Annotated in this window: 18 protein-coding genes and 1 pseudogene; 8 read left to right on the forward strand and 11 right to left on the reverse strand. The window is 52.4% G+C overall.

The genetic code is table 11. The features are described 5' to 3' along the window. Positions 1–1,361, forward strand: a 1,361-nt coding sequence (locus tag ACN0VM_RS11210; protein WP_417450974.1) for a gamma-glutamyltransferase family protein, incomplete at its 5' end; no start/stop codon positions are given. Positions 1,362–1,387: 26 nt separating this feature from the next. On the opposite strand, the gene ACN0VM_RS11215 is transcribed toward ACN0VM_RS11210, so the two are convergent. Then, positions 1,388–2,452, reverse strand: a complete 1,065-nt coding sequence (locus ACN0VM_RS11215; protein ID WP_417450975.1) for a S66 peptidase family protein — start codon at positions 2,450–2,452, stop codon at positions 1,388–1,390. Positions 2,453–2,994: 542 nt separating this feature from the next. Here ACN0VM_RS11215 and ACN0VM_RS11220 point away from each other — a divergent pair. From ACN0VM_RS11220 to ACN0VM_RS11240, 5 genes and pseudogenes are all read left to right on the forward strand, one after another. After that, entirely contained in the window at positions 2,995–5,265 is a 2,271-nt protein-coding gene (locus ACN0VM_RS11220; RefSeq protein WP_417450976.1) for a serine hydrolase, read from the forward strand. A 75-nt stretch (positions 5,266–5,340) separates the two neighbouring features. Beyond that, positions 5,341–7,317, forward strand: coding sequence for a serine hydrolase domain-containing protein (locus ACN0VM_RS11225; protein WP_417450977.1), 1,977 nt, complete (start codon positions 5,341–5,343; stop codon positions 7,315–7,317). A 157-nt stretch (positions 7,318–7,474) separates the two neighbouring features. After that, positions 7,475–7,618 (forward strand): annotated as a pseudogene (locus ACN0VM_RS11230) (IS3 family transposase); the annotation flags it as partial. A gap of 754 nt (positions 7,619–8,372) precedes the next feature. Then, on the forward strand, positions 8,373–9,851 hold the full coding sequence (locus ACN0VM_RS11235; RefSeq protein ID WP_417450978.1) for a serine hydrolase domain-containing protein: 1,479 nt from the start codon (positions 8,373–8,375) through the stop codon (positions 9,849–9,851). Between the two features lie 193 nt (positions 9,852–10,044). Further along, positions 10,045–10,641 (forward strand): glutathione S-transferase family protein, encoded by a 597-nt coding sequence (locus ACN0VM_RS11240; RefSeq protein WP_417450979.1) that lies wholly within the window; start codon positions 10,045–10,047, stop codon positions 10,639–10,641. Between the two features lie 609 nt (positions 10,642–11,250). Here ACN0VM_RS11240 and ACN0VM_RS11245 read toward each other — a convergent pair. The 3 genes from ACN0VM_RS11245 to ACN0VM_RS11255 all read right to left on the reverse strand — a co-directional run bounded on the left by ACN0VM_RS11245 (position 11,251) and on the right by ACN0VM_RS11255 (position 13,860). Next, the gene (locus ACN0VM_RS11245) at positions 11,251–11,730 is read right to left on the reverse strand and encodes a hypothetical protein (protein WP_417450980.1); all 480 of its coding nucleotides are present in this window, start codon (positions 11,728–11,730) and stop codon (positions 11,251–11,253) included. Positions 11,731–11,888: 158 nt separating this feature from the next. After that, on the reverse strand, positions 11,889–12,641 hold the full coding sequence (locus ACN0VM_RS11250; RefSeq protein ID WP_417450981.1) for a DUF2334 domain-containing protein: 753 nt from the start codon (positions 12,639–12,641) through the stop codon (positions 11,889–11,891). A 40-nt stretch (positions 12,642–12,681) separates the two neighbouring features. After that, complete coding sequence (locus ACN0VM_RS11255; RefSeq protein ID WP_417450982.1) at positions 12,682–13,860, reverse strand: LptF/LptG family permease; 1,179 nt, start codon at positions 13,858–13,860, stop codon at positions 12,682–12,684. Positions 13,861–14,049: 189 nt separating this feature from the next. On the opposite strand from ACN0VM_RS11255, the gene ACN0VM_RS11260 reads away from it, so the two are divergent. Continuing rightward, a complete protein-coding gene (locus ACN0VM_RS11260; RefSeq protein ID WP_417450983.1) occupies positions 14,050–14,985 on the forward strand; it encodes a hypothetical protein in 936 nt (311 codons plus the stop codon). Here ACN0VM_RS11260 and ACN0VM_RS11265 read toward each other — a convergent pair. The 5 genes from ACN0VM_RS11265 to ACN0VM_RS11285 all read right to left on the reverse strand — a co-directional run bounded on the left by ACN0VM_RS11265 (position 14,982) and on the right by ACN0VM_RS11285 (position 21,220). Then, positions 14,982–15,512 (reverse strand): DUF2141 domain-containing protein, encoded by a 531-nt coding sequence (locus ACN0VM_RS11265; RefSeq protein ID WP_417450984.1) that lies wholly within the window; start codon positions 15,510–15,512, stop codon positions 14,982–14,984. The two genes, ACN0VM_RS11260 and ACN0VM_RS11265, sit on opposite strands and share 4 nt — an antisense overlap. A gap of 7 nt (positions 15,513–15,519) precedes the next feature. After that, a complete protein-coding gene (locus ACN0VM_RS11270) occupies positions 15,520–16,203 on the reverse strand; it encodes a hypothetical protein (protein WP_417450985.1) in 684 nt (227 codons plus the stop codon). Between the two features lie 26 nt (positions 16,204–16,229). After that, positions 16,230–17,408, reverse strand: coding sequence for a glycosyltransferase (locus ACN0VM_RS11275; RefSeq protein ID WP_417450986.1), 1,179 nt, complete (start codon positions 17,406–17,408; stop codon positions 16,230–16,232). A gap of 17 nt (positions 17,409–17,425) precedes the next feature. Beyond that, positions 17,426–18,664: a glycosyltransferase family 4 protein gene (locus tag ACN0VM_RS11280; RefSeq protein ID WP_417450987.1), complete on the reverse strand. Its 1,239-nt coding sequence runs from the start codon at positions 18,662–18,664 to the stop codon at positions 17,426–17,428. 180 nt (positions 18,665–18,844) lie between these two features. Next, positions 18,845–21,220: a TonB-dependent receptor gene (locus ACN0VM_RS11285; RefSeq protein ID WP_417450988.1), complete on the reverse strand. Its 2,376-nt coding sequence runs from the start codon at positions 21,218–21,220 to the stop codon at positions 18,845–18,847. A 439-nt stretch (positions 21,221–21,659) separates the two neighbouring features. On the opposite strand from ACN0VM_RS11285, the gene ACN0VM_RS11290 reads away from it, so the two are divergent. Next, positions 21,660–22,385, forward strand: a complete 726-nt coding sequence (locus ACN0VM_RS11290) for an NTP transferase domain-containing protein (RefSeq protein ID WP_417450989.1) — start codon at positions 21,660–21,662, stop codon at positions 22,383–22,385. On the opposite strand, the gene ACN0VM_RS11295 is transcribed toward ACN0VM_RS11290, so the two are convergent. Together ACN0VM_RS11295 and ACN0VM_RS11300 are read right to left on the reverse strand one after the other, a co-directional pair. After that, complete coding sequence (locus ACN0VM_RS11295) at positions 22,372–23,832, reverse strand: lipopolysaccharide biosynthesis protein (RefSeq protein ID WP_417450990.1); 1,461 nt, start codon at positions 23,830–23,832, stop codon at positions 22,372–22,374. The two genes, ACN0VM_RS11290 and ACN0VM_RS11295, sit on opposite strands and share 14 nt — an antisense overlap. Next, positions 23,829–24,701 carry a CDP-alcohol phosphatidyltransferase family protein gene (locus ACN0VM_RS11300; protein ID WP_417450991.1) on the reverse strand — a complete coding sequence of 291 codons (873 nt, stop codon included), beginning with the start codon at positions 24,699–24,701 and terminating at the stop codon, positions 23,829–23,831. The genes ACN0VM_RS11295 and ACN0VM_RS11300 overlap by 4 nt, the downstream gene beginning before the upstream one ends. Positions 24,702–24,802: the final 101 nt, after the last annotated feature.

Below are 24,802 nucleotides of genomic sequence, written 5' to 3' on the forward strand. Positions count from 1 at the left end.
CCGACATCATCCCCAACTGGGGCAGCCTTTCCGTGACCGTGCCGGGTGCGGTGGACGGCTGGTTCAGCCTGCATGAGAAGTTCGGCAAGCTTGATATGGCAGAGAACCTCGCGCCCGCGATTGCTTATGCGCGCGAGGGTTTCCCGGTCACGCAGGTGATTGCCTATTATATGGGCCGCAGCCAAATGGCGTTTGAGAAACTGCATGCCGACGGCGTGATTGAGGAGATCGACAACTACCGCAAGGTTTACCTTGTGGATGGTGAAGCCCCGGCGGAAGGCGACGTCTTCAAGAACCCGGCGCTTGCGAACACATACGAGAAGCTCGCCAAGGGCGGGCGTGACGCCTTCTATAAGGGCGAGATCGCAGGTGTGATGGACGCCTATTTCAAGCGCATTGGCGGGCCGCTCCGTAAAGCGGATTTTGAAGCCCATCATAGCGACTGGATTGAACCGGTGTCGGTGAACTACCGCGGCTATGACATCTGGGAACTGCCGCCAAACGGGCAAGGCATCGCCGCCCTTCAGATGCTGAATATCCTTGAAGGCTATGACCTCGCCTCCCTCGGCCAGAACTCGGCTGAAGCCCTGCACCTGATGGTCGAAGCCAAGAAACTGGCGTTCGAGGACCGCGCCAAATTCTATGCCGACCCCGACTTCACCGACATTCCGCTTGATGGCCTCTTGTCGAAAGACTATGCCGCGGAGCGCCGCAAGCTGATCAACCCCGACAAAGCGATGGCGGAGGTTGACCACGGCGACCCGAAACTGAGGAAAGGTGACACCATCTATATGACCGTGGCGGATGAGAACGGCATGATGGTCTCCCTCATCCAAAGCAACTACCGCGGCATGGGTTCCGGCCTGTCACCGGATGGTCTTGGCTTCATGTTTCAGGACCGAGGTGCGCAGTTTGCGCTAACGGAGGGCCACGCCAACGTTTATGCGCCGGGCAAGCGCCCGTTCCACACTATCATTCCAGCTTTCATGACCAAGGACGGTGTGCCGCTCATGAGCTTTGGCCTGATGGGCGGTGCCATGCAGCCGCAAGGCCACGCACAAATCGTGGTCAATATGGTGGACTTCGGCCTGACAGTACAGGACGCCGGTGACGCTGCCCGCTTCCACCATGACGGGTCTACCGAGCCCACATGGGAAGCGCGTATGAAAGACGGCGGCACGCTTGAACTTGAAAGCGGCATGCGGCCAGACGTGGTGGCAGCGCTTCAGGCCAAGGGCCATAAAATTCGCATCACCTCCGGCCCGTTTGGTGGCTATCAGGCCATCTACCGTGACCCCGAAACCGGCGTCTATTGGGGCGCAAGCGAAATGCGCAAGGACGGCGCTGCCATCGGCTACTAGGCCCCTTCAAACAAAGGCGCTGCCGCTCAGGCGACAGCGCTTTCAAGCAAGGTAAGCGTGCGATTGCCGCCGTCAATACGCGCGCGTGCACCAAGCGGCAAGGTGGCATTGTCCCTGATATGGCCGAACTGCGCGCCAGACCAGACCGGAATGCCGAGACCGCCAAAATGCTGTTCGAACACTTCGCCAAGGGTGAAGCCGCCATAGGGTTCGCTCTCATCCGGCCCGCAGTCGGTAAAGCCGCCAAGCACAATGCCCTTCAGACCCTTAAGGCATCCGCCCAGCGCAAGCTGTGTGATCATGCGGTCCACGCGGTAGATCTTCTCGCCGATGTCTTCAATACACAGGATCGCGCCGTCAAGAGTCGGGAAATAGGGTGATCCCATGAGGGAGACAAACACGGTGAGGTTACCGCCTGCAAGCCAGCCCTCCGCCGTACCGCTTACAATAGTCTGGCTACGGTTCTTGCGCGCCACAAGCGTGCCGTCGTTTTTCGGCTCCGTGCGGTACTCAAGCTTTTTGCCGTCAACCAGCAGCTTGGTCATCATCTCGGCCTCGAACTCATACCATGATGACCCGGCGTTAGGGCCCAGATAGCTGACCATGCCCACTTTGGCCGCGAAGGCAGTGTGAAGTGCGGTGATATCGCTATAGCCGATCAGCACCTTCGGGTTTGCGCGGATGATGTCATAGTCCAGCATCGGCAACAGCCGCGCCGCGCCCCACCCCCCGCGCAGGCAAAAGATGCCGTCCACGTCAGGGTCTTTGAATGCTGCCATCAAATCCGCGGCGCGGTCAGCGTCTGTGCCCGCCAGATAGCCATGCCGGTCCATAGCGTGCGGGAACACCTTGGCCTTGAGGCCCAGCACAGCGAGCGATTCAATGGAAAGCTGTAGCGTGAACTTCTCCCACGTGACGCCGGAAGGCGCGACAATGGCGACCGTGTCCCCGCGCTTCAGGCGTTTCGGTTTCAGAACGGATGGTTTGGACGCTGGCTGCTTCGCCTGCGCGCCAACCGTATTACTTGCCACCGCGGCCACCGCAGCCAATCCCGCCGCTTTCAGAAAATCTCGCCTCTGAACCATTGTCATCGTGCCTTTCTGCTGATGTGGCTGCCCTGAATCAAATGACAGCACCTCTCGGGTGGAATAAAATATTATAATTTATCAGAAGGCAACATATATAGATAGAAAAGAGAGCGATATATCCATTAAAGACATAATATATAACAGAATATATTATTCCATTCCCCTTCAATACCGATGAGGCGGCCCTGAGACATCAGAGAAAAATAAAACAGCCATAAAATTATATTTAAGCAGCCGTATTTTAATTTTTTAGTTTAAATAGTCGTCAAAAATGACATATTTTAACAATCTGGCTGTACAATATAAAAATGATGTGATCTACCATTTTGCGGCTTAGCGAACTTTCCACGAATAGGTAGCTCAACGAATGCTGCTGCAAGTTCACCTCTGATCGGAAAGGCGAGCTGAGGATGGGGCGCTTTATATACAGCATCATTGAAGCGGAAACAGCGCCGACTTTTCCGCAGAGTGAATACGGGAGGAACGCAGTGAGGTTCAGTATCAAACAGGGTATCTTCTTATTGGCCCTTATAGGTTTGGCCCAAATGGCCACTGCCAGTTCAGAGTTTTCCGCGCTTGATAAAACTATCAACCAGTATGTTGATCAAAAAGAACTGCCTGCTTTTTCCATCCAGATTATTGGCAAAGACGGCCCTGTTTGGTCTGGGGGCTATGGTTCAAGCACAAAAGACACTGTCGGCGATATTGGCCGCTCCACGATTTATCGTGTTGGCTCTATTTCGAAACTGTTTACCGACATTGCTTTGATGCAACTGGTAGAAGAGGGCATTGTTGATCTTAATGCGCCCGTTTCGCTTTATCTGCCTACATTTGCACCCGACAACCCCTTCAACTCGGACATTACCGTTGAGGCGCTGATGTCTCACCGATCCGGCTTGGTAAGGGAACCCCCAATCGGTAACTATTTTGATGCGAATGAGCCTTCGGTTGCCGATGTGGTTGAAAGCTTGAATGATACGAAACTGGTTTATGAACCAGCCACAAAGGTACAATATTCAAATGCTGCTGTAACAGTTGTTGGCCGTATCGTCGAAGTTATGCGCGGTCAGCCGTTTAATGAGGTTATCCAGACCCGGATTCTACAACCACTTGGCGTGGAAGGCAGTTTTGACCAGTCGGATGCGCTGAATGCGAGAATGCCGGAAGCCTATATGCGGCGGTATCATGACCGCCCTTTCCCTGCTCCGAACTTCTCGCTCGGCATTTCCCCCGCAGGCAACTTGTATGCATCAATGGACGATCTTGGCAAATTCGTTTGGGCGTTGCTTAATAACGGCCAAGGTGCGGCGGGTAGAATTCTCAAAGCAAACACATTGCAGCAGATGTGGACGCCAGCAAGCGGCATTCACAGTGCTAGAAGTCGCGAATTCGGCATCGGATTTGTCGTGGAAACCTTTCATGGCGAGAAATCAGTCGGTCATGGTGGCGCCATATATGGATTTTCTTCCCAACTGAGATTATTGCCACAAAGCAAGCTCGGCGTTGTGGCCTCCACTAACATGGATTTTACGAGTGGCGCGGTAAAAAGAATTGCTGATTATGCCTTGAGCTATGCTTTGGCCATGCAGAAAGGTGAACCTGCTCCCTCATTTGAGGTTACCCGCGCCATTGGCCCCGAAGTCGCAGATGCGCTTGTGGGCGAATATCAAAGCAACACCAATCGCGCTGCCATTCGGGAACGGCATGGAAACCTCTATTTCGAACGCGCCGGAGGCTTGGCACTGCAACTGATGCAGGGCAGGAACGGAATCGTAATTGATGGCCTGATGTCGTATGATAACAGCGTGAAGATAACGCCGCAGAAAATTGAGGCTTTTGGCGAAGTTTATCAGCGCTATCCTTCCGCTAAACCCAATTATGATACGGCTGCATTTGCGCCTTACTTCGGGGAATACGGCGAAGACCATAACATTCTCTATATCAGTGAAAAATATGGCAAGCTTCATGCGCTCATCGAATGGGGTACCGAATATCCGCTGGAGAGAGTGAACGAGGATGTGTTCAAGTTCCCCGCTTATGGTTTGTACCCCAATGAAGAGCTTCGGTTCCACCGTTCTTCGGAAAATAACCTTGTGGAATCTGCTGACCTGGGCGGAATTATATTCGAACGCAGATCCAATGCCGGCGTAAGCAACGGTGTGTTTCAGATCGACCCACAGCGGCCTGTTGATGAACTGTTAGCAGACGCACTAAAGGCTAAACCGCCTGTCGAGGACGGCGAATTCGTGGAAAGCGATTTGGTTGATGTGACAAAGTTTGCCGACAACATAAAGCTCGATATCCGGTATGCGTCGGACAATAACTTTTTGGCCACACCAGTGTATTCGCAATCAAAGGCATATATGCAGCGCAAGGCGGCTCTGGCACTGGGACGCATCAGCAAGCGATTTGCAAAGCTGGGCTATGGTCTTCTGATCCATGATGCCTACAGGCCTTGGTATGTGACCAAGGTTTTCTGGGACGCAACCCCGGAGGACAAGAAAATATTCGTCGCCAACCCGGCACATGGCTCCCGCCACAACCGGGGCTGTGCGATCGATATCACCCTGTATGATCTGGAAACAGGCCAACCCATAGAAATGGTTGGTCTGTATGACGAAATGTCGGAGCGCTCTTATCCCCATTATCCGGGGGGTACCTCACTGCAGCGCTGGCACCGAGATCTGCTGAAGCAGGAGATGGAACGCGATGGTTTCAAGGTATATGAATATGAGTGGTGGCACTTTGACTTTGATGGTTGGCAGCAATATCCGATTGGCAACAAGACCTTTGAACAACTAGAGAACGATAAATAAAGATATTTACGAAACCTGCCAGGACAACACCATTAGGCCGCCGACGACATCGGCCTAAAGATGGGGAGGATAAATATGGCGAATAGAATAATGGTGTTTCCGGGGGTACGGAGGTTTGTCTCTGCGGCCGTTGTGTTGGCTGCCTCTTTGATGATTGGGATGGCATCTGCGCAGGATGTAAACGATCAGCCAGTTGCGACCGCTGATGAGCCGCTTGAAGCCTTTATTGAACGCGAGATGCGGGAGAAAATGGAGGAATTCAAAGTGGTGGGCGCCACCATCGCACTCGTTCGCGACGGAGAGATGATTTATGCTAAGGGGTTTGGGGATGCAGACACGGAAAATGGCATAAAGGTCACAGCTAGGGACACGTTGTTTCGGTGGGGGTCGATTTCCAAGACATTCACTTGGACTGCCATCATGCAGTTGGTCGAACAGGGCAAAGTCAGCCTTGACGCCGATGTGAACGACTATCTTGTGGACGTGAAGATAACGGAGGCTTTTGGCGCCCCTATTCGGTTGAAACATTTGCTTGCGCATACGCCGGGCTTTGAAGATGAAGGCCTTGGCCATCTATTTGAGGTTGATCCAGGCAAGGTATTGCCTTTGAAGGACTACCTGATCAGATATCAGCCAAAGCGGGTGCGGCCCGCAGGTCAGGTTTTTGCCTATTCAAATTACGCAACGGCTTTGGCCGGGCAAATCATCGCCAACGTCAGTGGCATGCCTTATGAAAATTATATCGAAGACAACATTTTCAAACCGTTAGGAATGAATGACAGCACTTTCCGAGAGCCGTTGCTTGAGAGATCTCCCGGTCGGATTGATCCGGACTTACTGTCACGCGTCAGCAAGGGCTTCGTCGCCGATGAAGACGGCATTCGACAGAATAACAAGTTTACGCTTATCTCAGGCGTTGGCCCGGCGGGTGCGATCTCGTCAACAGCGACCGATATGGCAAAATTCCTATTGGCTCATATGTTGGGGTGTACTTTGGGTGAGGTACGCCTTATGAAGCCTGAAACATGCGCGACTATGCACTCTGCGCTGACACCTTTGAATGCCAGTGGCACCGTGAATAACTATCACGGTTTTTTCCAACACAGGAAGATAGGCGCACATAACCGCATTGGTCATAATGGTGGAACGATTCACTTCCATTCCCAGATGGGCTGGTATCCTGAGTTGCAGTTCGGCTTTTTGATGTCAACAAACACAACAACTGGTGCAAAGCTATACAAGCATATGGAAGAAGCAATCGTAACCCGATTGTTTGGTGATAAAACAGTAACGCCAGAGCCCATTTCACCTGCGGCAGACTTTGCTAGCAGAGCCGACAAATATGTTGGATACTACCAAAACACGCGTCGTAACTATAGCTCCATTGAAGTCCTGAATTCACTCTTTATGGGGTCATCAAAAGTAACCTCAGATGAAGACGGTTACCTGATTTTGCACCTTGATAGCGGTCCAGTGAAGGCTGCCGAAGTGAAGCCAAACCTGTTTCGGGCGGTGGATAAAGAAGATTATTATGAGTTCGTTGAGAATGACGCCGGTGACGTAATTTACCTGAAGGCACTTCGCTCCTATGACAAGGTCTCTTGGTATCAAGCTCCTGAAAACCGACTGATATTGATTGTCGCCACTTTCGTGTTTTTGTTCATCGGTGCTCTTGTCTTGCTGGTACGGTCCATGCGCCGTATTGCGAAAGATGATCCCCTGACGGTTAAGAAGGCACGCCGCCGCATCCTGGCCAGCCTGCTCTTATGGGTAGCTTTCCCGGTTACCTTGGGTCTTGCAATCCTGGGTACCATACAGCGGGGTGAACTCTTGCAGGAATTTCCCTCACCAATGGCAGTCGCTGCTTTGGGAATATCCGTGTTTGCGGCGGTATTCTCAGTTGTCCCCACATGGTCTGTTATTTCAATGTGGCGTGAAGGAGTATGGGGGCCGGTGTGGCGGGGGTATTGCACTCTCCTGGTTGTCGCAGTCTGGCTCTTTGTACTGCAGTTACATGCAATACACTTGATAGGTTTCAACTATACGTCCTGATCTCGCATTTGTTCGTTTGAGCTTCTTGTTTTATCTCCCAAGGTCGAACTAACAGACAAGCTATTGACGTAAGACGGGTTCCTCTGCCTGCTTGGCTTGTCCGACCAGCCAGCGTATGGAACTTTCTCATGAATAGCTCCCAGGTGTCTAAGAGAAGTTGCTCAAAGACATTCGCCGCAAGGCCCGCAAGCAATATAGCGCGGAGGAGAATATCCGCACTGTGCTTGATTGTTTGCGCGGTGAAAGCAGCATAGCTGAGCTGTGCCACCGCGAAGGCATCACGGAAAGCATTTATTACAAATAGTCGAAAGACTTTCTGGAAGCAGCCGAGCGAAGAATATGGCGTGAATGCCAATTTTGGGTATGCACTCAGGTCCAGGGAAAACCGGTAATCTGTCCCATGAGCGCAAACGGGGAACTGCTACTTCATCGGCTGGTATGTGATGCTGCTTCCCGTCCTCAAGAACCAGCATAACGGTTTTGGTCCAGCGCTTGCTGCCCATCATCCTTCTGGCTAGCACCCTTATGCCCCTCATTGACACGGGCGTGGCATCTGGAACCCCTGGCAGACCGGCTGGCGGACAAGCCGTAATGACCATGACTGGCAGTCTGGCCTTTCTCGGCCCCTTATGAGGGGTTCCGGATGCCCCCTCGCCCGGGAAAGGTGCCTTATGCTGCCCTTAACCGACTTCAGGCTGTTTAAATTATATTTTAATGCAAAAAATAGAGTAATACGGTTTTATTTGATGAATAATATAAATTAACACTGTTAAAAAATGCTTGAAATTACCATTAAGGCGGCTATAGGATCGAATCATTCAGAACAGGAATAAAAAACAGGATAAATGGTGGTGATGGTTTGCCCGAATTTATCGCATCAAACGCCCGTGTTATGAGCTTGCCAGCCTTAGCTGCCATGGCTGCGGCAAACAGTTCGAAGGCCGTGTTTTCACCGAAAAACCTATAAGGTGCATTCGGCTACACCATCATGAATTTTATCGGACAAAGCAGACATGCTGCGTTCACCTGATTTTTGCCTGAAGGGAGGCCTATCCATGAAAAAAATCGTCTGTTTGGCACTTGGTATTGCCGCGACAGCGCCCGCTGCACTCGCAGTTGACCTGCCAGAAGGTTTTGACAGTGCTGTCAAAACCGCGATGGAAAAATGGCATGCGCCGGGCCTTGGGCTTGCCATCGTCGAGGACGGAGAAATTCTGCTCAGTCGCGGCTACGGCATCAAATCGGTTCTCAACAATAATCAAGTTGATGAGCACACGCTCTTCCAAGCCGGCTCCACTACCAAGGCTTTTGCCTCCATGGCGCTGGCCATGCTGGCGGATGACGGCAAAGTCAAGTGGGATGACCCGGTGATCAAACACGTCCCGGAACTGGACCTGAATGAAGACTATGTGGAAAAAAACCTGACCATCCGCGATGTCCTGAGCCACCGAAGTGGGGTCTCCCAACTCAGCAATATCAACGTGTTCTTGAGCGAGAGCCTGCCTGAAGCATGGGAAATGCTGCCGAATAACCCGCAGCAAACCAGTTTTCGCCAAGCGTGGGACTATAACAACACCATCTTTGCGCTCTCTGGCCTTGTGGTTGAAAAGGTCTCAGGCAAACCCTTTCATGAATTCGTCAAAGAACGCATCCTCGACCCGCTCGGGATGACGGAAACCCTGCTACTGGACGCGGATGTGAAAGCGCGCAAAAACCGCGCGGAAGCCCACCGGTATATCGACGGGCAATTCTATCAAATTGAATACCCTTATATCGAATTCAGCCAGTCTGCGGGCATGATCAATTCAACACCATCCGACATGTCAAAATGGCTTCGCTTCCTCGCGAACGGCGGCATGGTCGGCGACAAACGCCTGGTGTCTGAAGCTGCGATGAGCGAGATGTTCGCGCCGCAAATGTTGATGGACCCGAGTGCGATCTACCCTGCTGCGGCGACGCTTGACCATTCTTACTTCTCGTACGGCCTTGCGTGGTTTGTCTACGACTACAAGGGCGAGAAAATTGTGATGCACACCGGCAGTATCGACGGCATGTCCGCTATCAATGCCATCATTCCCGGCAAAAAGGCCGGCGTGTATGCCTTCATCAATGCGGACCATATCGAATACCGCCATGCCTTGATGTATACGGTGCTGGATATCCTGCTCGATAACCCTGCCGAGGACTGGTCTGAAAAACTGTATGCCGTTTATCACGTCGATGAGAACCAGCAGCAGAAAGCATGCCCCGCATTTTCAGAAGCAGCCCTCGCCGACCTGCCCGGCAATTATACCCTTCCGGGTCTCTTCCCCCTGACAATTGCAAAAGTCGAAGATGGCTTCACTGCAACCCTTGGCGTCAACACGTCTAAGGTCACCGTCACCCGTGAAAGCTGCCTCAAGGTCCATGATACTGAAAACCCGGAACTGCCCGGCTCGAATTACCTGCAGCCTGTTCTGAATGACGCTGGTGCTCTGACCACGGTCAAGTTCAGCGGCCTGCCTTTCGCAAAAGAGGCACCAGCCGAATATTAAACCTGCGCTGCAGGCAGCATCACACCTGTGCGCCAGCGAAGGGGTCCGAAAAAACGTTTCGCCTCGACCAGTTGCAGCCGCGACTGGCCGAGGCGACCCAAAGCTGACATTTTGGTTCACCAGACTAAAATGCTGACAGTTTTTGTCAGTCCCAGCCATTAGGTTTCAAGCAAACGAGCAGAAGGAGTTTGCTATGAAACACTATTTCAACCCTATGAGCCGGGCGATCACAACACACTGGATGTTGCTGGAGGCTGATGTTGTCCATGAACAAATAGTGGTCGATCTCGCCAATGGTGATACCGACACCCCGGACTATCGGGCCATCAACCCCATGGGTAAGATACCCGCTCTGGTGGACGGCGATGTCGTTGTGACCGAGACCGCAGCAATATGCGCATATATTGCAGACAAATTTCCCGAAAAGGGTCTCGCCCCTGCTTTGGGCACTGCCGAGCGCGGTAAATACTATCGGTACCTGTTTGTACCCGGCACAACGCTGGAACCAATGTTTACAGTCGCTTCGCTGGGAATACAGGACTATCCAGCAAAGTCAGCGGGGTTTGGCGACCTGAAGCGATGTCTTGCGACGATCGAAGCGATGACACCAGAAACGGATTGGGTATTGGGGCGCGGATTTACCGCTGCTGATGTCGTGTTTGGTGGAATTCTGGATATGGCCGTTCAATTTGGCTGGCTGAAGGCCCCGAGCAAAAGAGTAGCGGCCTATGTAGAGCGTATAAGAAGCCGCCCCGCATATCAAAAAAGCCGCAATCCATCTTTGCCTTGACGCTTTTTAAAGGTCCCCTCCTGGCCGGGCGCGGACAGAAACCAAGCTGCAACATCGCGGGGATCACAGATATCAGCCGATGTTCGAGTGAAATTTCTCACGCACCTGAAAATATTCTCGGTTTCCGTGAAAACCGACACTCTCAAAGGAATGAGAGTTCTCAGAAAAAGCTGGAAATTCACAAGAGTTCTCAGAAATGGCTGGAAACTCTAGGGGTGTTCAATGTATCGGTTTCAACGGAAACTGAGCATGTGATCAGAGCAACTGGATTGCACAGTCAATGCGGACTAATTGCTTCTACTTTCGTTTGAAACGGGGACACTTTGATCTGATTAGTTTTCGTACGACATACTAACATGTCACGTTGCCTGTTCTAAATGCCTAGGAAAGTAACCGATGCGAGACAATGACCGGTCGGCCATTTGCTCTCCTGAGAAACGAACGCTAGCCACACGACATCACCGGCAGCAGTCAAATTTGACCTGATAGAGGATCTTCCCGCCCTACAGGCCTCTCTGCTAAAAGAAAAAACGGTAGGATGATTGTACTGGGACTTGTTGCGTAGCTGTTCCGGCCGCCCGCGACCGGAACAGCCCGCCCTTTGTTCGTTTATTTTACCTTTGATGCTGCAATGTAGGGGGCAACATTACCGCACAATTGGGACCATTCGGCATCAGTGACCGGCAGCGTCTCCCGCATCAGTGAAAAATAGGGCGCAATACGGCCGATTGCCGGCCAGTCACTCCCGAGCACGAAACGATCGAGCCCGATCTTACGCATTAGTGCTACAAACTTTGCGATCTGGGCATCATCGGTATCAAGCGCTTTTGCCGTTGCCTCCGGCACCACCACTCCGGAAATGTCGAACACTAGGTTTTGTGTGCCGGGTGCGCCCCTGACTATGGCCTCCCACACCCCAGCGACCTCAATGAAGTCTATGCCCGCGTGCGCGAACTCTCCTCGATGGCGCGCTCTGAGAATACCAAACACGCCTACCGGGCCAGCTGGCACCAATATGAGGACTGGTGCCGCGGCATCGTCGCGCTCTATCTGGCCATGCGCAAACAGTCGACCATAGCGCAGGTGCATCGCCCGGTCACCCGGAGGCTCGGCGATGCACACCCTCCTTTAGGGTTACGCCACCAATAGAAATGTTCCCAAAAACCAGTTCCATATGCATATCCAATACCCAGTCCGCAACAAAGATTGGCAACCCCGGCGGATACCAGATACGTACTGCACGGAGGTCAACCCACATCATTTGGGTTTAAAAGCGCCGCGTAAGTCATCGGAGTACGATGTTTCAGCAGTGCATTGAGAGCTCGATCAAATTCGTTCACAAGGACCTTTTTGTCAAAGTCGTGAGGATGCAAAGCCATCCGGATGACGTCCATAGGTGCAAGTAGTTTTGTGGCAAGTTTAGACCAAATAAGTGAACTGATGATCCTTGGCACACTTCTGCTGGCATATGAAATCACCGGCGAGTTTTTAAGCAGCTCTTTACCTGTGTCCGGAGACCAGAGACACCAATGATCTTCGGCAAATTTAAATCCTTGCTCGTGCAATACATTCAGCGCGGCCTCTCCATACAGCCACGCTGGAGCAATAAAGCCGGAAACTTCGTGGCCAAGGACGCCTTCAAGGCATTTCAGGCCTGCCTGCACCCGCTCGGTCGCCTCTGAAGCAGACAGGCCAAGGAACTCCCCCTCCCCAGCTGTGAGTTTTTTGGCCTTAAGGCGATCAATATGATTATGATGCTGGCAATCGTCTTTGTGGAAAAAACCGTGCAGGATCATCTCAACACCACTGTCTGATTTTTGCCTCAACCATTCACAAAATTCAGGGTGTTTCTCCAGCGGCCATTCACCCCAAAAATTCGGAACCACCAACATCGCGTAATTATGCCCGACGTTGGTCTGCTGCAAAAATGTATCGATTTCCAGCAGCCTATCAAAATGGTGTGGCGTCACATCGTGGATACTGAACAACAATTTTTTCATATTCTTATGACCTGAAGAGCAAGTTGGACGCGGAACACTACTAGTTTGAGACGGTAAACCTTTTTCGCCTCTTTATCATTTTCGATACGGTATCCGTGAAAGCGTATATGGCTGCCAGAGGGTGGCCGCTCGCAGTAAAACCAAAAACGTAAAAAGCCCGGATGCTGAATAACGCAAAACCAAAAAAAGCGGGCCACAGAACGACGGCAGGCGGGATGGATTTTATGTTCGAACCAAAATCCAAGGCCTTTATCAAGACAAGCAAAACGAAAACCCCGACCATCAATTGAAGGGAAGAATTTCTTCTCACGGGCGGCTCTGCAAGCCCGACAGCCAGACACGGAATAAGCAGTGGCACCAACACCAGAATAAATCGCCGCTGGGCCTCCCCCAGCAGACTTCGGGCATCAAGAAGTTCGCTACCTGTGCCCCTCGCCTTTTCGATCAATTCAGTGAAGGTGAGTTCTTTTTCCGCCTCACCGCGGCGCCTGAACTGAGGGATTTCTGGCAGTGCCACAGCAAGATCGTAACGGTCAAATTCCATCGTCGCAGGTTTTGTCTCGTCAACATTTTCCGTGGTAACGATCTGTCCGTCATAGAGCCGGAAAATGATAAAATCCTTGTTTCCTGACTGAACAAAAATGCCGCGCGAAGCCGTCAGGTATGAAACCCTCCCGGCGTCGTCCTTGAACTCCAGAAATATGCCGTTCAACTCCCCGCTATGTGGCGAGATCGAGCCTACATGTAATGTCAGGTCCGCACCGATCGAGGTAAAAGCACCAGCGGCAATGGCTTTCCCAAACGCACCGCTTCGCGTTTTATAACTCTGTTCCGCAAATCGAAATTCCGCCATCGGCTCCACATAGCCAACGAGGAGCGCGTTTAAAGCAGCAAGAAGTATTCCAAACATCAAGGGCAACCGGAGAAGCCGAAAAGGGGAGACCTGTCCGGCGGACATCACGGTCAGTTCATTGTCTTTGGATAGCTTGAGGAAGGTGAGCATGATCGCCAACATCAGGCTTATCGGAATTCCAATCGCCAAATATTCGGGCAATAAGTACACCAGCATCGCAACAGCTGCGGCAGCGGGGGCGCCGGTCTGCAACGAGAACTGAAATAGTCTGAACATGTTCTCGACAAGCAACAACCCAACGATAAGCAGCATAATGGCAATAAGCCGCTTTGAAACATGCTTGGCGATATAGAGGTCGATGATCATTCAGCTATGCAGACAATTTTTACGGGCTTCAGAGCAGTAGACGTCCTCCCTTGCTGCGCACCTCCAAAGAAGTTTAAAAAAACGCCGCCGTGAAACCGGCATTTTCCCGCAGGCAGGTTGGAGGTGTTTGCCTGTCGGCGACGTTCTAGTTTTCGTATGGCGGCAGCTAAGACTTTGACGGGAAGGTGAATGACGGAAAAACTCGCGCGTTTCATGGCGGCGCCAGCAACTGAACATGTGGCAAAGCTGTTGCAACTATTGTTGCTTTGCGGGCTGTGTTTATACCTTCTGCATGAGCTTTCCCTGATCGGCTGGAAAGACCTGTGGGAAAACGTGCCGACCGCCCCTGCCTACTATTGTATCCTGCTCGCGAGCTTTCTGCTGCTGCCCTATAGCGAGCTGTTGATTTACCGCCCGCTCTGGCCCGCCTTCCGCTCCAAGGGCTCATCCGTGCTCGCCGTTTTGTTACGCAAACAGGCGCTAAATGATGTGATCATCGGTTACAGCGGCGAAGCCTTCTTTCTCCTGTGGGCCAAACAGAATATCGGCGTGACCATGAAGGCAGCCTTTAATGTCGTTAAAGACAACAATCTCATTTCGGCCGCGGTATCCGCTGTCGCGGCCTTGATCATAGCAGTGTTTTTTATGCTATCGGATCAGCTAGGGCTTCTGACCCAACACGCCCCGGACACCCTACCCATCCTCATCGGCGCTGCGTCGTTTGGAATATTGCTGGTCCCCTTTTTCGTATTTTTTGGGCACCATATCATCACACTTTCAAAACCTCAGGTATTGCGTATTGCCACCTTGCACGGCGCCAGGATTGTTGTTTTCGAAAGCCTGCTGGTGATCCAGTGGAGTATTGTGATCCCGGACATTCCGATAGGGGTATGGGTGGGCTTTATCGCAGCCCGCATGGTGCTAACTCGTATCCCTCTCCTTCCCAATAAAGATTTGATCCTGCTGGGCCTCGCGGTCACCTTGTCGGAGTATCTTCCGAATGCGGCAACAGCAGTCGGAGCACTTTTCCTGACGAGTTCCGCAATCACACAGGTTTTGAATACTATGGTTTTGTTGGTAACCGGACTGAGGGTCTTTTCTCACAGACGCGCCAAGATGTGTTAGCCGCGATGAGAACGTCGTCGCCGCTCAATCTGCTTTCTCTTTTTCTGATCAAGCGGCCACGCGCCAAAGCCCTGCATATAGTTCAGAATGATGACCATTGCATTTCGGCCCGGCTTGGCGACAAAGGCGACCTCTTCCCGTCCGGGCGTTCCCAAACTCAGCGTGGGGTTTTGCGAGAAGCCGAAACCGTCGTCGATTATGTCCAGCTTTCGATTGGCATTCCTATCGTGAAGCACCACCACTATGTAGCTTTCTGGCGCAGGCATGGCCAAACATAATGTCTGAGATGCATGTGCCGTTGGTACGCGAATTCTATCAACTAATACGTCCAGATAATCGCCTTCAATATCAGGATGTAATTCAACGACGACATCACCAAGTGTGTCCATCAGGCCTTCCACCTGCACTTCAAGCCATTGGTCTTTTTTTTCATTGCAGCCAGTATCGGCGGCAGAGACTTGGCACGCCCCCGCCAGTAACGCCAACACGACGGGACCAAGCATGGACTTTCTTTTTGTCTTAGCCATCCGGGAATTACCTACGCGTTCGTGCTTGAATATTTCGGGGCAGCCTCTTGTCGTGCAGGACAAAGGCACCATCCCAGTTGGTGAAGTAACGATCCAGTACCCTGTTATTGCCAATGCGCATGACTTCTGGCCCCAGCACCGCTATTTTGTCCGCTTCTGTCCGAAACAATGTCATCCAGAGAATGCGCTGTTCCCGCGGAAAAATATCAGCCACATGGGCATAGTCTCCGCGACCGTGCAGGAGCCACTTTGTGACGAAGCGCAGGCCAAACTCGTTCGCTCTTATCATCATGAAACCACAATTAGGGGCACGCCAACTGCGGGACAGCCTCACGGACAGCGTACAAAGAGGGACAGGCAGCCCCATCCGTCGGGAGACATCTTCGGAAATTATAAAGTCTTTGTCCGGATGTTTTTCAGTCAGATAGCTCAGGGGAAGGCCTGGCAAGTTGACGGTGGTATCGGCATCGACGACCACAAGCCAATCGGCTTCCGTTTGCTCGATATGTCTTCGCATGAGCTCGATCTTTGACCAGATCAGGTGCATATCCGGCAGGACAGCCTCTCGCCAGAGCACAAAATTGTAGCCGTGCCTGTGACAATAGGATCGCCAGTTCTCGCTGGTGTCATTGGCATAGTAGTCTATTTCCGGTGTTGCCAGCATGGCTACGTCAAAGCTTGGTTGGGTCACGGTTGATTTTCCCTTCCCGGAGGCGATCAAGCAGCTTGCAGCTCTCGGCTTGTGGAGTTCATCAGGCCAGCATAATGGTTGAACAAGTGCTCATAGTGATCAGCAGATGTCCGAACGTTGGCGCGTGCGGCCGCCGCTCGTAATTGGGCTTGGTTCCGTTCGAAAAGACGAACAATGGCATCAGTGCAAGACCGGGCGTCGCCGACCTTGTGGACTTCCGCGTAGCTTTTATCTGCAAGGTCAAAGGCGCCACCCCGATCTGGAACAATCAGGGGCAGGCCCGAGGAGAGCGCTTCGGCAATCACGAGACCGAAGGTTTCCGAAGCACAGCAGTGGATCATTGCATCCGAGCTGGCCAAAATTTTCGCAAGCAGATGTCTGTCTCTCACCTGCCCTGCTACATAGACCCCGCTCGCTGACCTTGCGTGTTTTTCGACGGCTTTTCGCCTCGGGCCATCCCCGATCAGGTACAGGCCCACGGGGCGCGTTTTATTCACCCGCGCCACGGCGTCGATCATCGTACCGATGCGCTTTTCAGGGTGATGCCGGGATACACTCAAAATCAATCGGGCATCCGGGTCCGTTATGCCACACCGCTCCAACAGGTGACGACGCAGGTTTTCATTTCTGAGCGCAGGGGAGAATAAACCTTTTTCAATTCCGAAAGGGATAGGCGTGGGGCGTCTTAACCCCAGTCCGGCAAGGCGCTCAGCGAACCAGGGCGCACTGACGACCGTCGTGTCAAAAGTATCTCCCAACCGGCGCATGTACCGCCAGAACCAGGCAAAGAGCCAATCTACATGTTGAGGCTTGAGAATATTTTCCAGCAATAGCTGCGGGTATGAAGAAACCGGATCCTGGTGAATGAAGAACGACTTCACAGCGTCTCCTTGCCAGCGGGAAACTGCGCGCCCCCCAAGCCAGGGAGAGGAACCCTCAACAATCTGCGGCTTCTCAGAATTCAGGATGTCATGGATGGCGCGATAATTGTTAAAAAAATGGTAGCGCCTGTCCACCGGGATCGGGGGTGACTTCACCCAGATGATGGTGCCATTTTCGCGTTGTTCCCGACGGTCCTCAGTCCCCGGAGCCACAATGACAGTCTTGACCCCAAGGTGATGGCTGACGTGCAATTTTTGCTGAATATACGTTTTTACGCCACCACCCTGATCACTGTAAAACTCGGCAACATCTAATAATTTCATCGTTCGCCCTTATGCCTTTAAAGGATGTTGGTTTGTTCCGCTTTGCCCACTAGTGAACGTTGGTAATGGCTGAGCACCTCCAGCAAAATATTGTCCCAGTGGAAGTGTCGACTGCGCGCCGTGCTCGCCGCGGAGAAGGCACGTCGTAAACACGGGTTTGTAATCAGCTCTTCAAGGTGTTGCGCCATCGCGGTCGCATCATCAGGCGGCGCAAGGAAGCCGGTTTCAGCATGCCGCACCAGAAAGCGGCTCCCGGTCGCATCGACGCAGACCTGAGGAACACCCGACGCCATTGCCTCAAGTGTTACGTTACCAAAAGCTTCGGTTCTGGAAGGATTGAAGAAAATGTCTGACGACGCATATGCGCGGGCAAGTTCTTTACCTGTCAGAAAGCCCAAAAACTTTGCGTCAGGCAGTCTCTGCTGGAACCATTTTCTCGCCGGACCGTCACCTACCACCATGACATGCGGCGTAAGGCCTTTGCGGCGCAGGAAATTAATCGCCGCAACGAATTGTTCCAGCCCCTTTTCCAGCACTAGCCTGCCGACAAAGCTGATAACAACATCCTGCTTTTCAAATCCGAGCGTTTTACGCCACGTCAGATCACGCTGTGCCGGGTTAAAGAGCTTGTCGTCAACGCCCCTGCTCCATTTTTTGATGGGAACAGTCACGCCGGTTTCCCGCATGGTGGTTTCCATGCACGGCGTAGGCACAAAGATCTCGTTACACTGGTTGTAGACCTTGTTGATTTTGGTACTGAGATACCGCTCGAGCGCCCCCAGCCGGTAATAACGCAGATAGGTGTCGAACCTCGTATGGACGGACGCAACCGTCACCAGGCCACGCTTCCTGCCGTATTTGACCGCGCCCCTGCATAATGGATCAGGCGCGGAAATATGGATGATATTTGGCTTGAATGCATCAAGATCGCGTTTGATATATCGCGGTAAGCCAAGAGCTATCCGGTATTCGGTACGGAACGGCACAGGAATAGACGGCGCGCTTATGAGTGTCCCCGCCGGCGGAAAAGCAGGCTCCGCCACAGTAGGAGAATACACACGTACTTGTGCCCCTTGAGTTTCGAGAAACGCCACAAGCTTGTTCAACGCCTGATTGGCGCCGTCTTTGACATAGTTGTAATTACCCGAGAACAAGGCGACACGCAGCTTACTGGCGCTAGGTAGCGCAGCCCTGCTTGGTGCAATGGCGGGGAGCTTTTCAATTTTTCCGTCAAAATTCATTGTCTCGTCGTTCATGGCAACTTCAACCTAAGTCTCATTGTTTTGGGTTTTCCAAGCCTCAGAGAACGGCCGGACCGTATCTGATTTCGCCTGATAAAACGTTTGAATCTGCGCGGTCATTTGAACGAGAAGGCGGGGCCGGGCAGTGGTGGGAGCGCCACTGCCCGGTAAGTTCGAGAGTCTTTCAAGGTAACTCTAGAACTCGAATGCAAGTCCGAATTGCGGTATGATTCCCATGCCTTCGTTATCGACCAACCCATCGATTTCACTGAAGTCGACGTCGTCGATGTTGCTGCGGTTCAGCGCGTTCACAATATCGAGGAACGCTCTCACCCGGACGCCGCCGATCTGGGTTTGATAATCGGCCCTGAAGTTCAGCGTGGAGAAATAGGCGTTCCGGCCAAAGTATGAGTCCGTAATTTCCCGCGAATACCGCAACAGGCCAGATTCAGGGATAACATCTTCATGAATGATGTAAGCTTCGCTCGGACGGCCAGAAGCGATCTGATACTGCAAACCGAAGGACCAATTTTCATTCAGCTCATAATTAAGGGTAATATTACCAAGGTGCGGTCTGTTAAACTTCGAAGGGTGGTATCCGTTACCATCTCCGTCATCAATTTTGGTCTTGTTGTAGCTATAGCGCGCAGAGGCTGACCAACGATCCGAGAAATCTTTGCGGACAACCCAGTCAAAACCTGCGGCCCAACCCTTTCCGCTGTTGAACAGCCGTCCGGATACCCGGTCTCCGTCCGGTATAAGTTTGTCCATATCCTGGTAGTATGCCTCGATTTGCATCGAGTAATTATCACCCAGATAATAATCGAGCCCTGTGCTGAATTGCAGTGTGCGCTCATGGTCCAGATCCACGTTGGCGGGGTCTGCCGCAATTTCCAGCATACTCGGCGCCTGGTAATAGAGGCCACCCGTCATATTAACGCGGGCCCGCTCATTCACCTGCCAGTCCACCTGCAATCTTGGGGAGACGGTTGTTGACGACAGCAAGTCGTCGTACTCCAACCGCACGCCCGGTGTTACGGTGACGCTGCCATAGTCAAACGATTGATCTAGATAAGCCGTACCACGGATACCGCTCTTCTTGAAAGCGGAGTCATACAGCTCCGGTGTCAGCAGGATGTAGTTCTGACCCTCTGACGGGCGGTAATCGTCGGTGTCAAACACGTACTGGACGTAATCCCTGCTCAGACTTTGACGATAATCGGTAGAGATCTGCGTAAGCCTCAAACCCGCCTGAAAGCGACCGAACTTGTTATCTTGCGAATAGTCACTCCGCCAACCGAATTCCTTCTCATCTTCACGCGATGAGATAATGCGCTCTTCAACAGGGATCGCGTCAGGGTCCTTGGGTGAATCACTAAGCTCAGGGAAAGCTTCCCCCTGGTAGGTATTTTCCTTGCCAAACCGGTAGTATACCGTGTTCCGCCATTCGCCGGTGTCCCCGACAAGCTGTTCGAGCGTGACCCCAAGTGCACCGGCATCCTGCTTGCTTTCAAACAACATGTAATCGAGCGGCGCTTCCGCTTCCACGACATGGGAAGTATCCCGTGTATTTTTCTCCGGCGCAAAGATACCGATCACCTTCAATTTGGTGTCTTCATCAATACGGGTCACAGTTTTGAGCAATACATCGGTCATCACCGGACGGCCAACGTCTTTAGCTCCGATCAGATCCAGCAACCGTCCAAAGTCATAGTGCCGCACAGACAGCAGCAGGCTTGTGTTGTCGTCGATACCGCTCGGGCCGTCGTACAGAAGTTCTGCGCCCGCCAGATCGACCTTGCCGCTGACAAAGGGTGTGTCGCGGTTACCTTCGGCCAATTTAAGTTTCAACAGCGAACCGTTTAAGCCGCCGTAAGCCGCACCCCAGCCGCCGGGTATGAATTCGGCCTGCCCTACCACGTTTTGACCGAAAATCGAATAGCGCCCGCCATTGGCAACTTCATCCTCTTCACCGATAGAATTATCGAAATGGGTGGTTCGGCCAAACGGGATATCATCCACCAGAATGATATTGTCTTTTGGGCCTCGGCCACGCACCGAAAAGCTGGAATATGCACCTGTCGCATTCACGCCAGGCAAAGCATTCAGGCCGCGGAAAATATCGCCCGCCGTACCCGGAGCCCGGCGAATTTCCTCACGGCTAAGGGTCCGGCTTGTAATTGAGCCCTGACGCGATGTCGCGATCGGGCTGCCTACTACGTTGATCTCTTCAATGTCGTCCAAAGGGCGCAGCGCAAAGTCAACAATCGTACCTTTGTCTGCAAACAGGTCGACGTTGTTCTCGCGCGCTGACTGATAGCCACCGCTTTCTACGGTTACTGTCACTAGCCCGCTTGAGTTGGTACTGACGGAAAAATTACCTTGTTCGTCGGCAAGGGTCGAAGCAATCACCTCACCTTGTCTGTCGGTAACTGTAACCGTAGCACCAGCCGCTGGCCTCTTGGTTTCCGCATTGATAATGCGTCCGGATATCCTGCTCTCTTGTGCGATAGCGACAGTCGAAACGGCTGTGGTTAACGCAGCTGCAAGTAGGTAGTTAAGCGAAGACATAAATGATCCTGTCGTTTTGCCATTCTGGGTTGCGAGTTACTTCTGCTGGACAAACGAAGGATCGAGGAGATCGCCTCCATATTTTTGGGATTGGCACTCAAAATAAATCTGACGAAATTAAAATTTCCATTTATCTGCAAATACTTGGACAAATAAGCTCCAACCACCACCAAATTTGATCGGGTCGTGAAAACTGAGCACAGAAAAACCGGCTGTCTCGGGTTCCTTATCCCGTCCGTTGGTATCTGTTCAGTTCAAATTCAATGATATTCACCCACCCCGTGGAGGTACTTCACGTGCGATTCCGTTGACCACGCATAGTGGGTCAGGAGCACCCTTCTTGTTTTTGGGGCTGCTTGCTAGTGTCCTGGGCGGTTCTTCCTTCATTTTCAAACCAGAAACAATGGAGCCAGCCTGAGCCTTCAGTGGAATATATAACATGACTACAGATCTCTTAATCGTCGCTGCTGGCATGGGCTCAAGGCTCAAGGCCAAAGGTAATCTCAAACCTCTGGTAAGTCTGGCAGGCGTCCCACTGATTGAACGCGCTATAGAAACGGCCCTGTCGGCGGGAATTACACAAGTTACCGTTGTGACGGGATATCAGCACCGTGTCCTTGAAGAATTCCTATGTCAGCTATCAAATCGTAAGGGTTGGACTATCCGGACCATTTTCAACCCGGACTTTATGTATGCAAACGGCCTCTCGGTATTGAAAGCAGCGCCGCTGCTCAACGACCGTTTCTGTTTGACCATGTGTGATCATCTTGTGGAGCCAAGCTTGTATCAACGGCTTCTGGCGCAACCGCTCGGCCCTCACGAAGTTGCTTTAGGTATAGACAGGCGTTTGGCCAACCCGTTCGTCGATCTGAACGACGTTACGAAGGTACGGCTGGCTGGTAGAAATATCCGTGATATCGGAAAAGACATTGCAATGTACAATGCGTTCGACACCGGTGTGTTTCATGCAAATGCAAGCTTGTTCGATGCGATAGCGAGAAGCCTTAATGACAGCGGGGATTGTTCAATCTCTGGCGGCATGAAGCTGTTGGCTGCTGAAGGCAAGGCCATTGGTGTAGACATTGGCGATAGCCAGTGGATTGATGTCGATTGCCCCGAAATGCATGAACTTGCATCAAACTGGCTTGCAACTAACGCTCTTTGAGCTGGGCCCAGATTAACCGGTCCTGTTTTGTGATGGCGATTTTGCTGATGGCCCACAAATACAGTGCTACAGACAGAATGATACCGCCCAGTATTGCAGAAGATGCCTGAAAATTCATTTGCCCCTGAAGCATGACCAGGAGTGCCAGGAGGCAGGCCGCTATTATGAACGGCGGCAGATAAGCTACATCGACGATAGATATGCCCAAGTATTTTCTGAGGCTTACAAGCTTTGCCGCAGCAAAAAACACCATCGCAATCAAAAAGCCCAGAGCGGCCCCCTCCGCCCCCCAGCGCGCACCCAAATAGTAAACTGCGGCTATTTCTATACCAAGCACTGCCATCACGAGCCGGGGCGGTACTGCAGGCTTTGCGTATTGCAGCGCAATTTCAGAAAGAGCGAAGCTGCCATCAAACAGCTCCGCAACGAGAAGGCACGCCAAAACCAAGCCGCCAACTGCAAACCCGCCTCCAAAGAGCCCCAACAATTCATCCGAAAAGGCCACGAAGGGCACTGTCAGCGCGAGCTGCAACGTAAATACCCAACGGCAAAGGCCCGCCAGTTTGGCTTGGGTCGTGCGTACTTCACCCGCGTGATGCAGTTTGGCAAGCACAGGCGACATCATTGGCTCGAACAGCTGATGGATTTTATGCGGTACCGTTACAATTTGCTGCGCGATATAATATACGCCCGCCGCCTGATGGCCCGCCACCAGCGACAGGAGAAGTATATCCAGTCGCCTGAGCATTATGACCCCCAGCTCGTTCATTCCCATGGGAAAGCTTCGGCGCACCACCAGGCTGGCAAGCTTCTTATTGACCGGCGCTGCCAGCATCGCCCGTATCGAGTAAGAGGCTGTTATCCCAAAGCCAAGGCCGATCGCTGCCGCTAACATGGAAATCGCATATGCCAGCAGTAAGCCTTCCTCCCTGTAGCCGATAAAATGAAGGGCAATGGCTGCCAGCAAAAAGCTCCAGGGTTCAAGAACGCAACGGGCCAATACTTCAAACCGGATGATGCGTTTGAAGCGAATGGCTCCCCCTGCAACTTCCGCAAATATCAGAGACGGCACCACAAGCAGCAACAATACAGGCATGTCCACGTCGGGAAACAGAAGTGGCCACACCAGATGCAGCGATCCGGACATGGACAACGCAAGCAAAAGGGACATACCCAATGCACATTTGATAATCTGAAACTGTTTGGTCGTATCCGCGCTTTCACTGAGCATGTGCGGCAGGCTGCGCTTCAACCCCATCGTGCCGACAGCGGCCAGTATCTCGACGATTGCCGCGACCTGCCCCAGAATGCCGACAGGTTCCGCGCCGTACAGTGTGCCGGCAATCACCATCAACACCAGGCGTGCGGTCAACCGGCTACCAAAACCTCCCAGAGAAGCGGCCGCGCCCCGCAGGATATCGCGGATATCCTCCAATGACTGCATCATGGATCGGGAGAGATTTTAAGGCGAACAGCAAGCGAAGATTCTTGCAACCACTCGGCAACGAGCAAGACAAACATCACAGCATTCAGCACTATTATTTCAAACGTGAAGTACAGAGCAGGCTTTCCCATGTACGCAAAAATAAATATCAGGAAGGTCCGGTTATTAGCGTTCAATATGGCCCATGCACGCACCATCGGGGCGGTGCCTCTGATAATCTCGCGGGCATCGTCTTTTTTTTGCATCGCCAACGCTTCGTCCAGCCCATAGTCGCCGCCCGAAACCAACTTCTGCGCGAAGTCGTAAATTGTCGCCAATATTGATTTCCGGCCTCGAACGTGAAGCAAGCCGCCTTGCATTTGCCCACGATCCAACTGTTTCAGGCGGCGTTGATACCTCTGACGTCGCTCCTCGTATCCAGCGGCCTGAACTGCGTGCGAAAGGCCGGCGGCAAGAACCAACCACCAAGATGACAAACCACGCCCTGTTTCCATAAGATGGAGCGCGAAGACAATGTAGACGGCCCCGAACACCAGATGGTCACAAACACCATCAATTATGCGGCCAAAGGCGCTTGCTTTTCCAGTCGCCCGGGCAAGACGGCCATCCGCACCATCGAGGATGTGCCAGCCGATCATCAACATGAACCCTGCAAGAACATACTGCGACTGCGGCAAATGGTAATAGCAATACGCAGCGGCCAAACCACAAAGCAGCCCGGCGACCGAGACCGCATTCGGGCTTACTCCCACCTTCAAACTTATTGAAACCACCACGTTCGCCATGCGGTGAATACAATAATGGTTTGAGGCCTCCTCAATCTCAACGGGCCGCCCATACTGGGGTGTTGAAGGTGCATCTTCCGAAAGCATTAAAATGTCCTAGATCGTTCAACGGCATCACGAAATGCCCACAGCATACCTAGCGCCCAGGGAGGAAGGCCCTGGTAGGCTGTGGGCACACGACCGCAACC

The sequence above is a fragment of the Kordiimonas sp. genome, assembly GCF_048260245.1.
Classification (GTDB): Bacteria; Pseudomonadota; Alphaproteobacteria; order Sphingomonadales; family Kordiimonadaceae; genus Kordiimonas.

Excerpts from the sequence above, each read along its gene's own strand:
- ACN0VM_RS11215 (WP_417450975.1), bottom strand. The coding sequence starts at position 2,452 with ATGACAATGGTTCAGAGGCGAGATTTTCTGAAAGCGGCGGGATTGGCT.
- ACN0VM_RS11220 (WP_417450976.1), top strand. The coding sequence starts at position 2,995 with ATGGCCACTGCCAGTTCAGAGTTTTCCGCGCTTGATAAAACTATCAAC.
- ACN0VM_RS11225 (WP_417450977.1), top strand. The coding sequence starts at position 5,341 with ATGGCGAATAGAATAATGGTGTTTCCGGGGGTACGGAGGTTTGTCTCT.
- ACN0VM_RS11235 (WP_417450978.1), top strand. The coding sequence starts at position 8,373 with ATGAAAAAAATCGTCTGTTTGGCACTTGGTATTGCCGCGACAGCGCCC.
- ACN0VM_RS11240 (WP_417450979.1), top strand. The coding sequence starts at position 10,045 with ATGAAACACTATTTCAACCCTATGAGCCGGGCGATCACAACACACTGG.
- ACN0VM_RS11245 (WP_417450980.1), bottom strand. The coding sequence starts at position 11,730 with ATGCACCTGCGCTATGGTCGACTGTTTGCGCATGGCCAGATAGAGCGC.
- ACN0VM_RS11250 (WP_417450981.1), bottom strand. The coding sequence starts at position 12,641 with ATGAAAAAATTGTTGTTCAGTATCCACGATGTGACGCCACACCATTTT.
- ACN0VM_RS11255 (WP_417450982.1), bottom strand. The coding sequence starts at position 13,860 with ATGATCATCGACCTCTATATCGCCAAGCATGTTTCAAAGCGGCTTATT.
- ACN0VM_RS11260 (WP_417450983.1), top strand. The coding sequence starts at position 14,050 with ATGACGGAAAAACTCGCGCGTTTCATGGCGGCGCCAGCAACTGAACAT.
- ACN0VM_RS11265 (WP_417450984.1), bottom strand. The coding sequence starts at position 15,512 with ATGGCTAAGACAAAAAGAAAGTCCATGCTTGGTCCCGTCGTGTTGGCG.
- ACN0VM_RS11275 (WP_417450986.1), bottom strand. The coding sequence starts at position 17,408 with ATGAAATTATTAGATGTTGCCGAGTTTTACAGTGATCAGGGTGGTGGC.
- ACN0VM_RS11280 (WP_417450987.1), bottom strand. The coding sequence starts at position 18,664 with ATGAACGACGAGACAATGAATTTTGACGGAAAAATTGAAAAGCTCCCC.
- ACN0VM_RS11285 (WP_417450988.1), bottom strand. The coding sequence starts at position 21,220 with ATGTCTTCGCTTAACTACCTACTTGCAGCTGCGTTAACCACAGCCGTT.
- ACN0VM_RS11290 (WP_417450989.1), top strand. The coding sequence starts at position 21,660 with ATGACTACAGATCTCTTAATCGTCGCTGCTGGCATGGGCTCAAGGCTC.
- ACN0VM_RS11295 (WP_417450990.1), bottom strand. The coding sequence starts at position 23,832 with ATGATGCAGTCATTGGAGGATATCCGCGATATCCTGCGGGGCGCGGCC.
- ACN0VM_RS11300 (WP_417450991.1), bottom strand. The coding sequence starts at position 24,701 with ATGCTTTCGGAAGATGCACCTTCAACACCCCAGTATGGGCGGCCCGTT.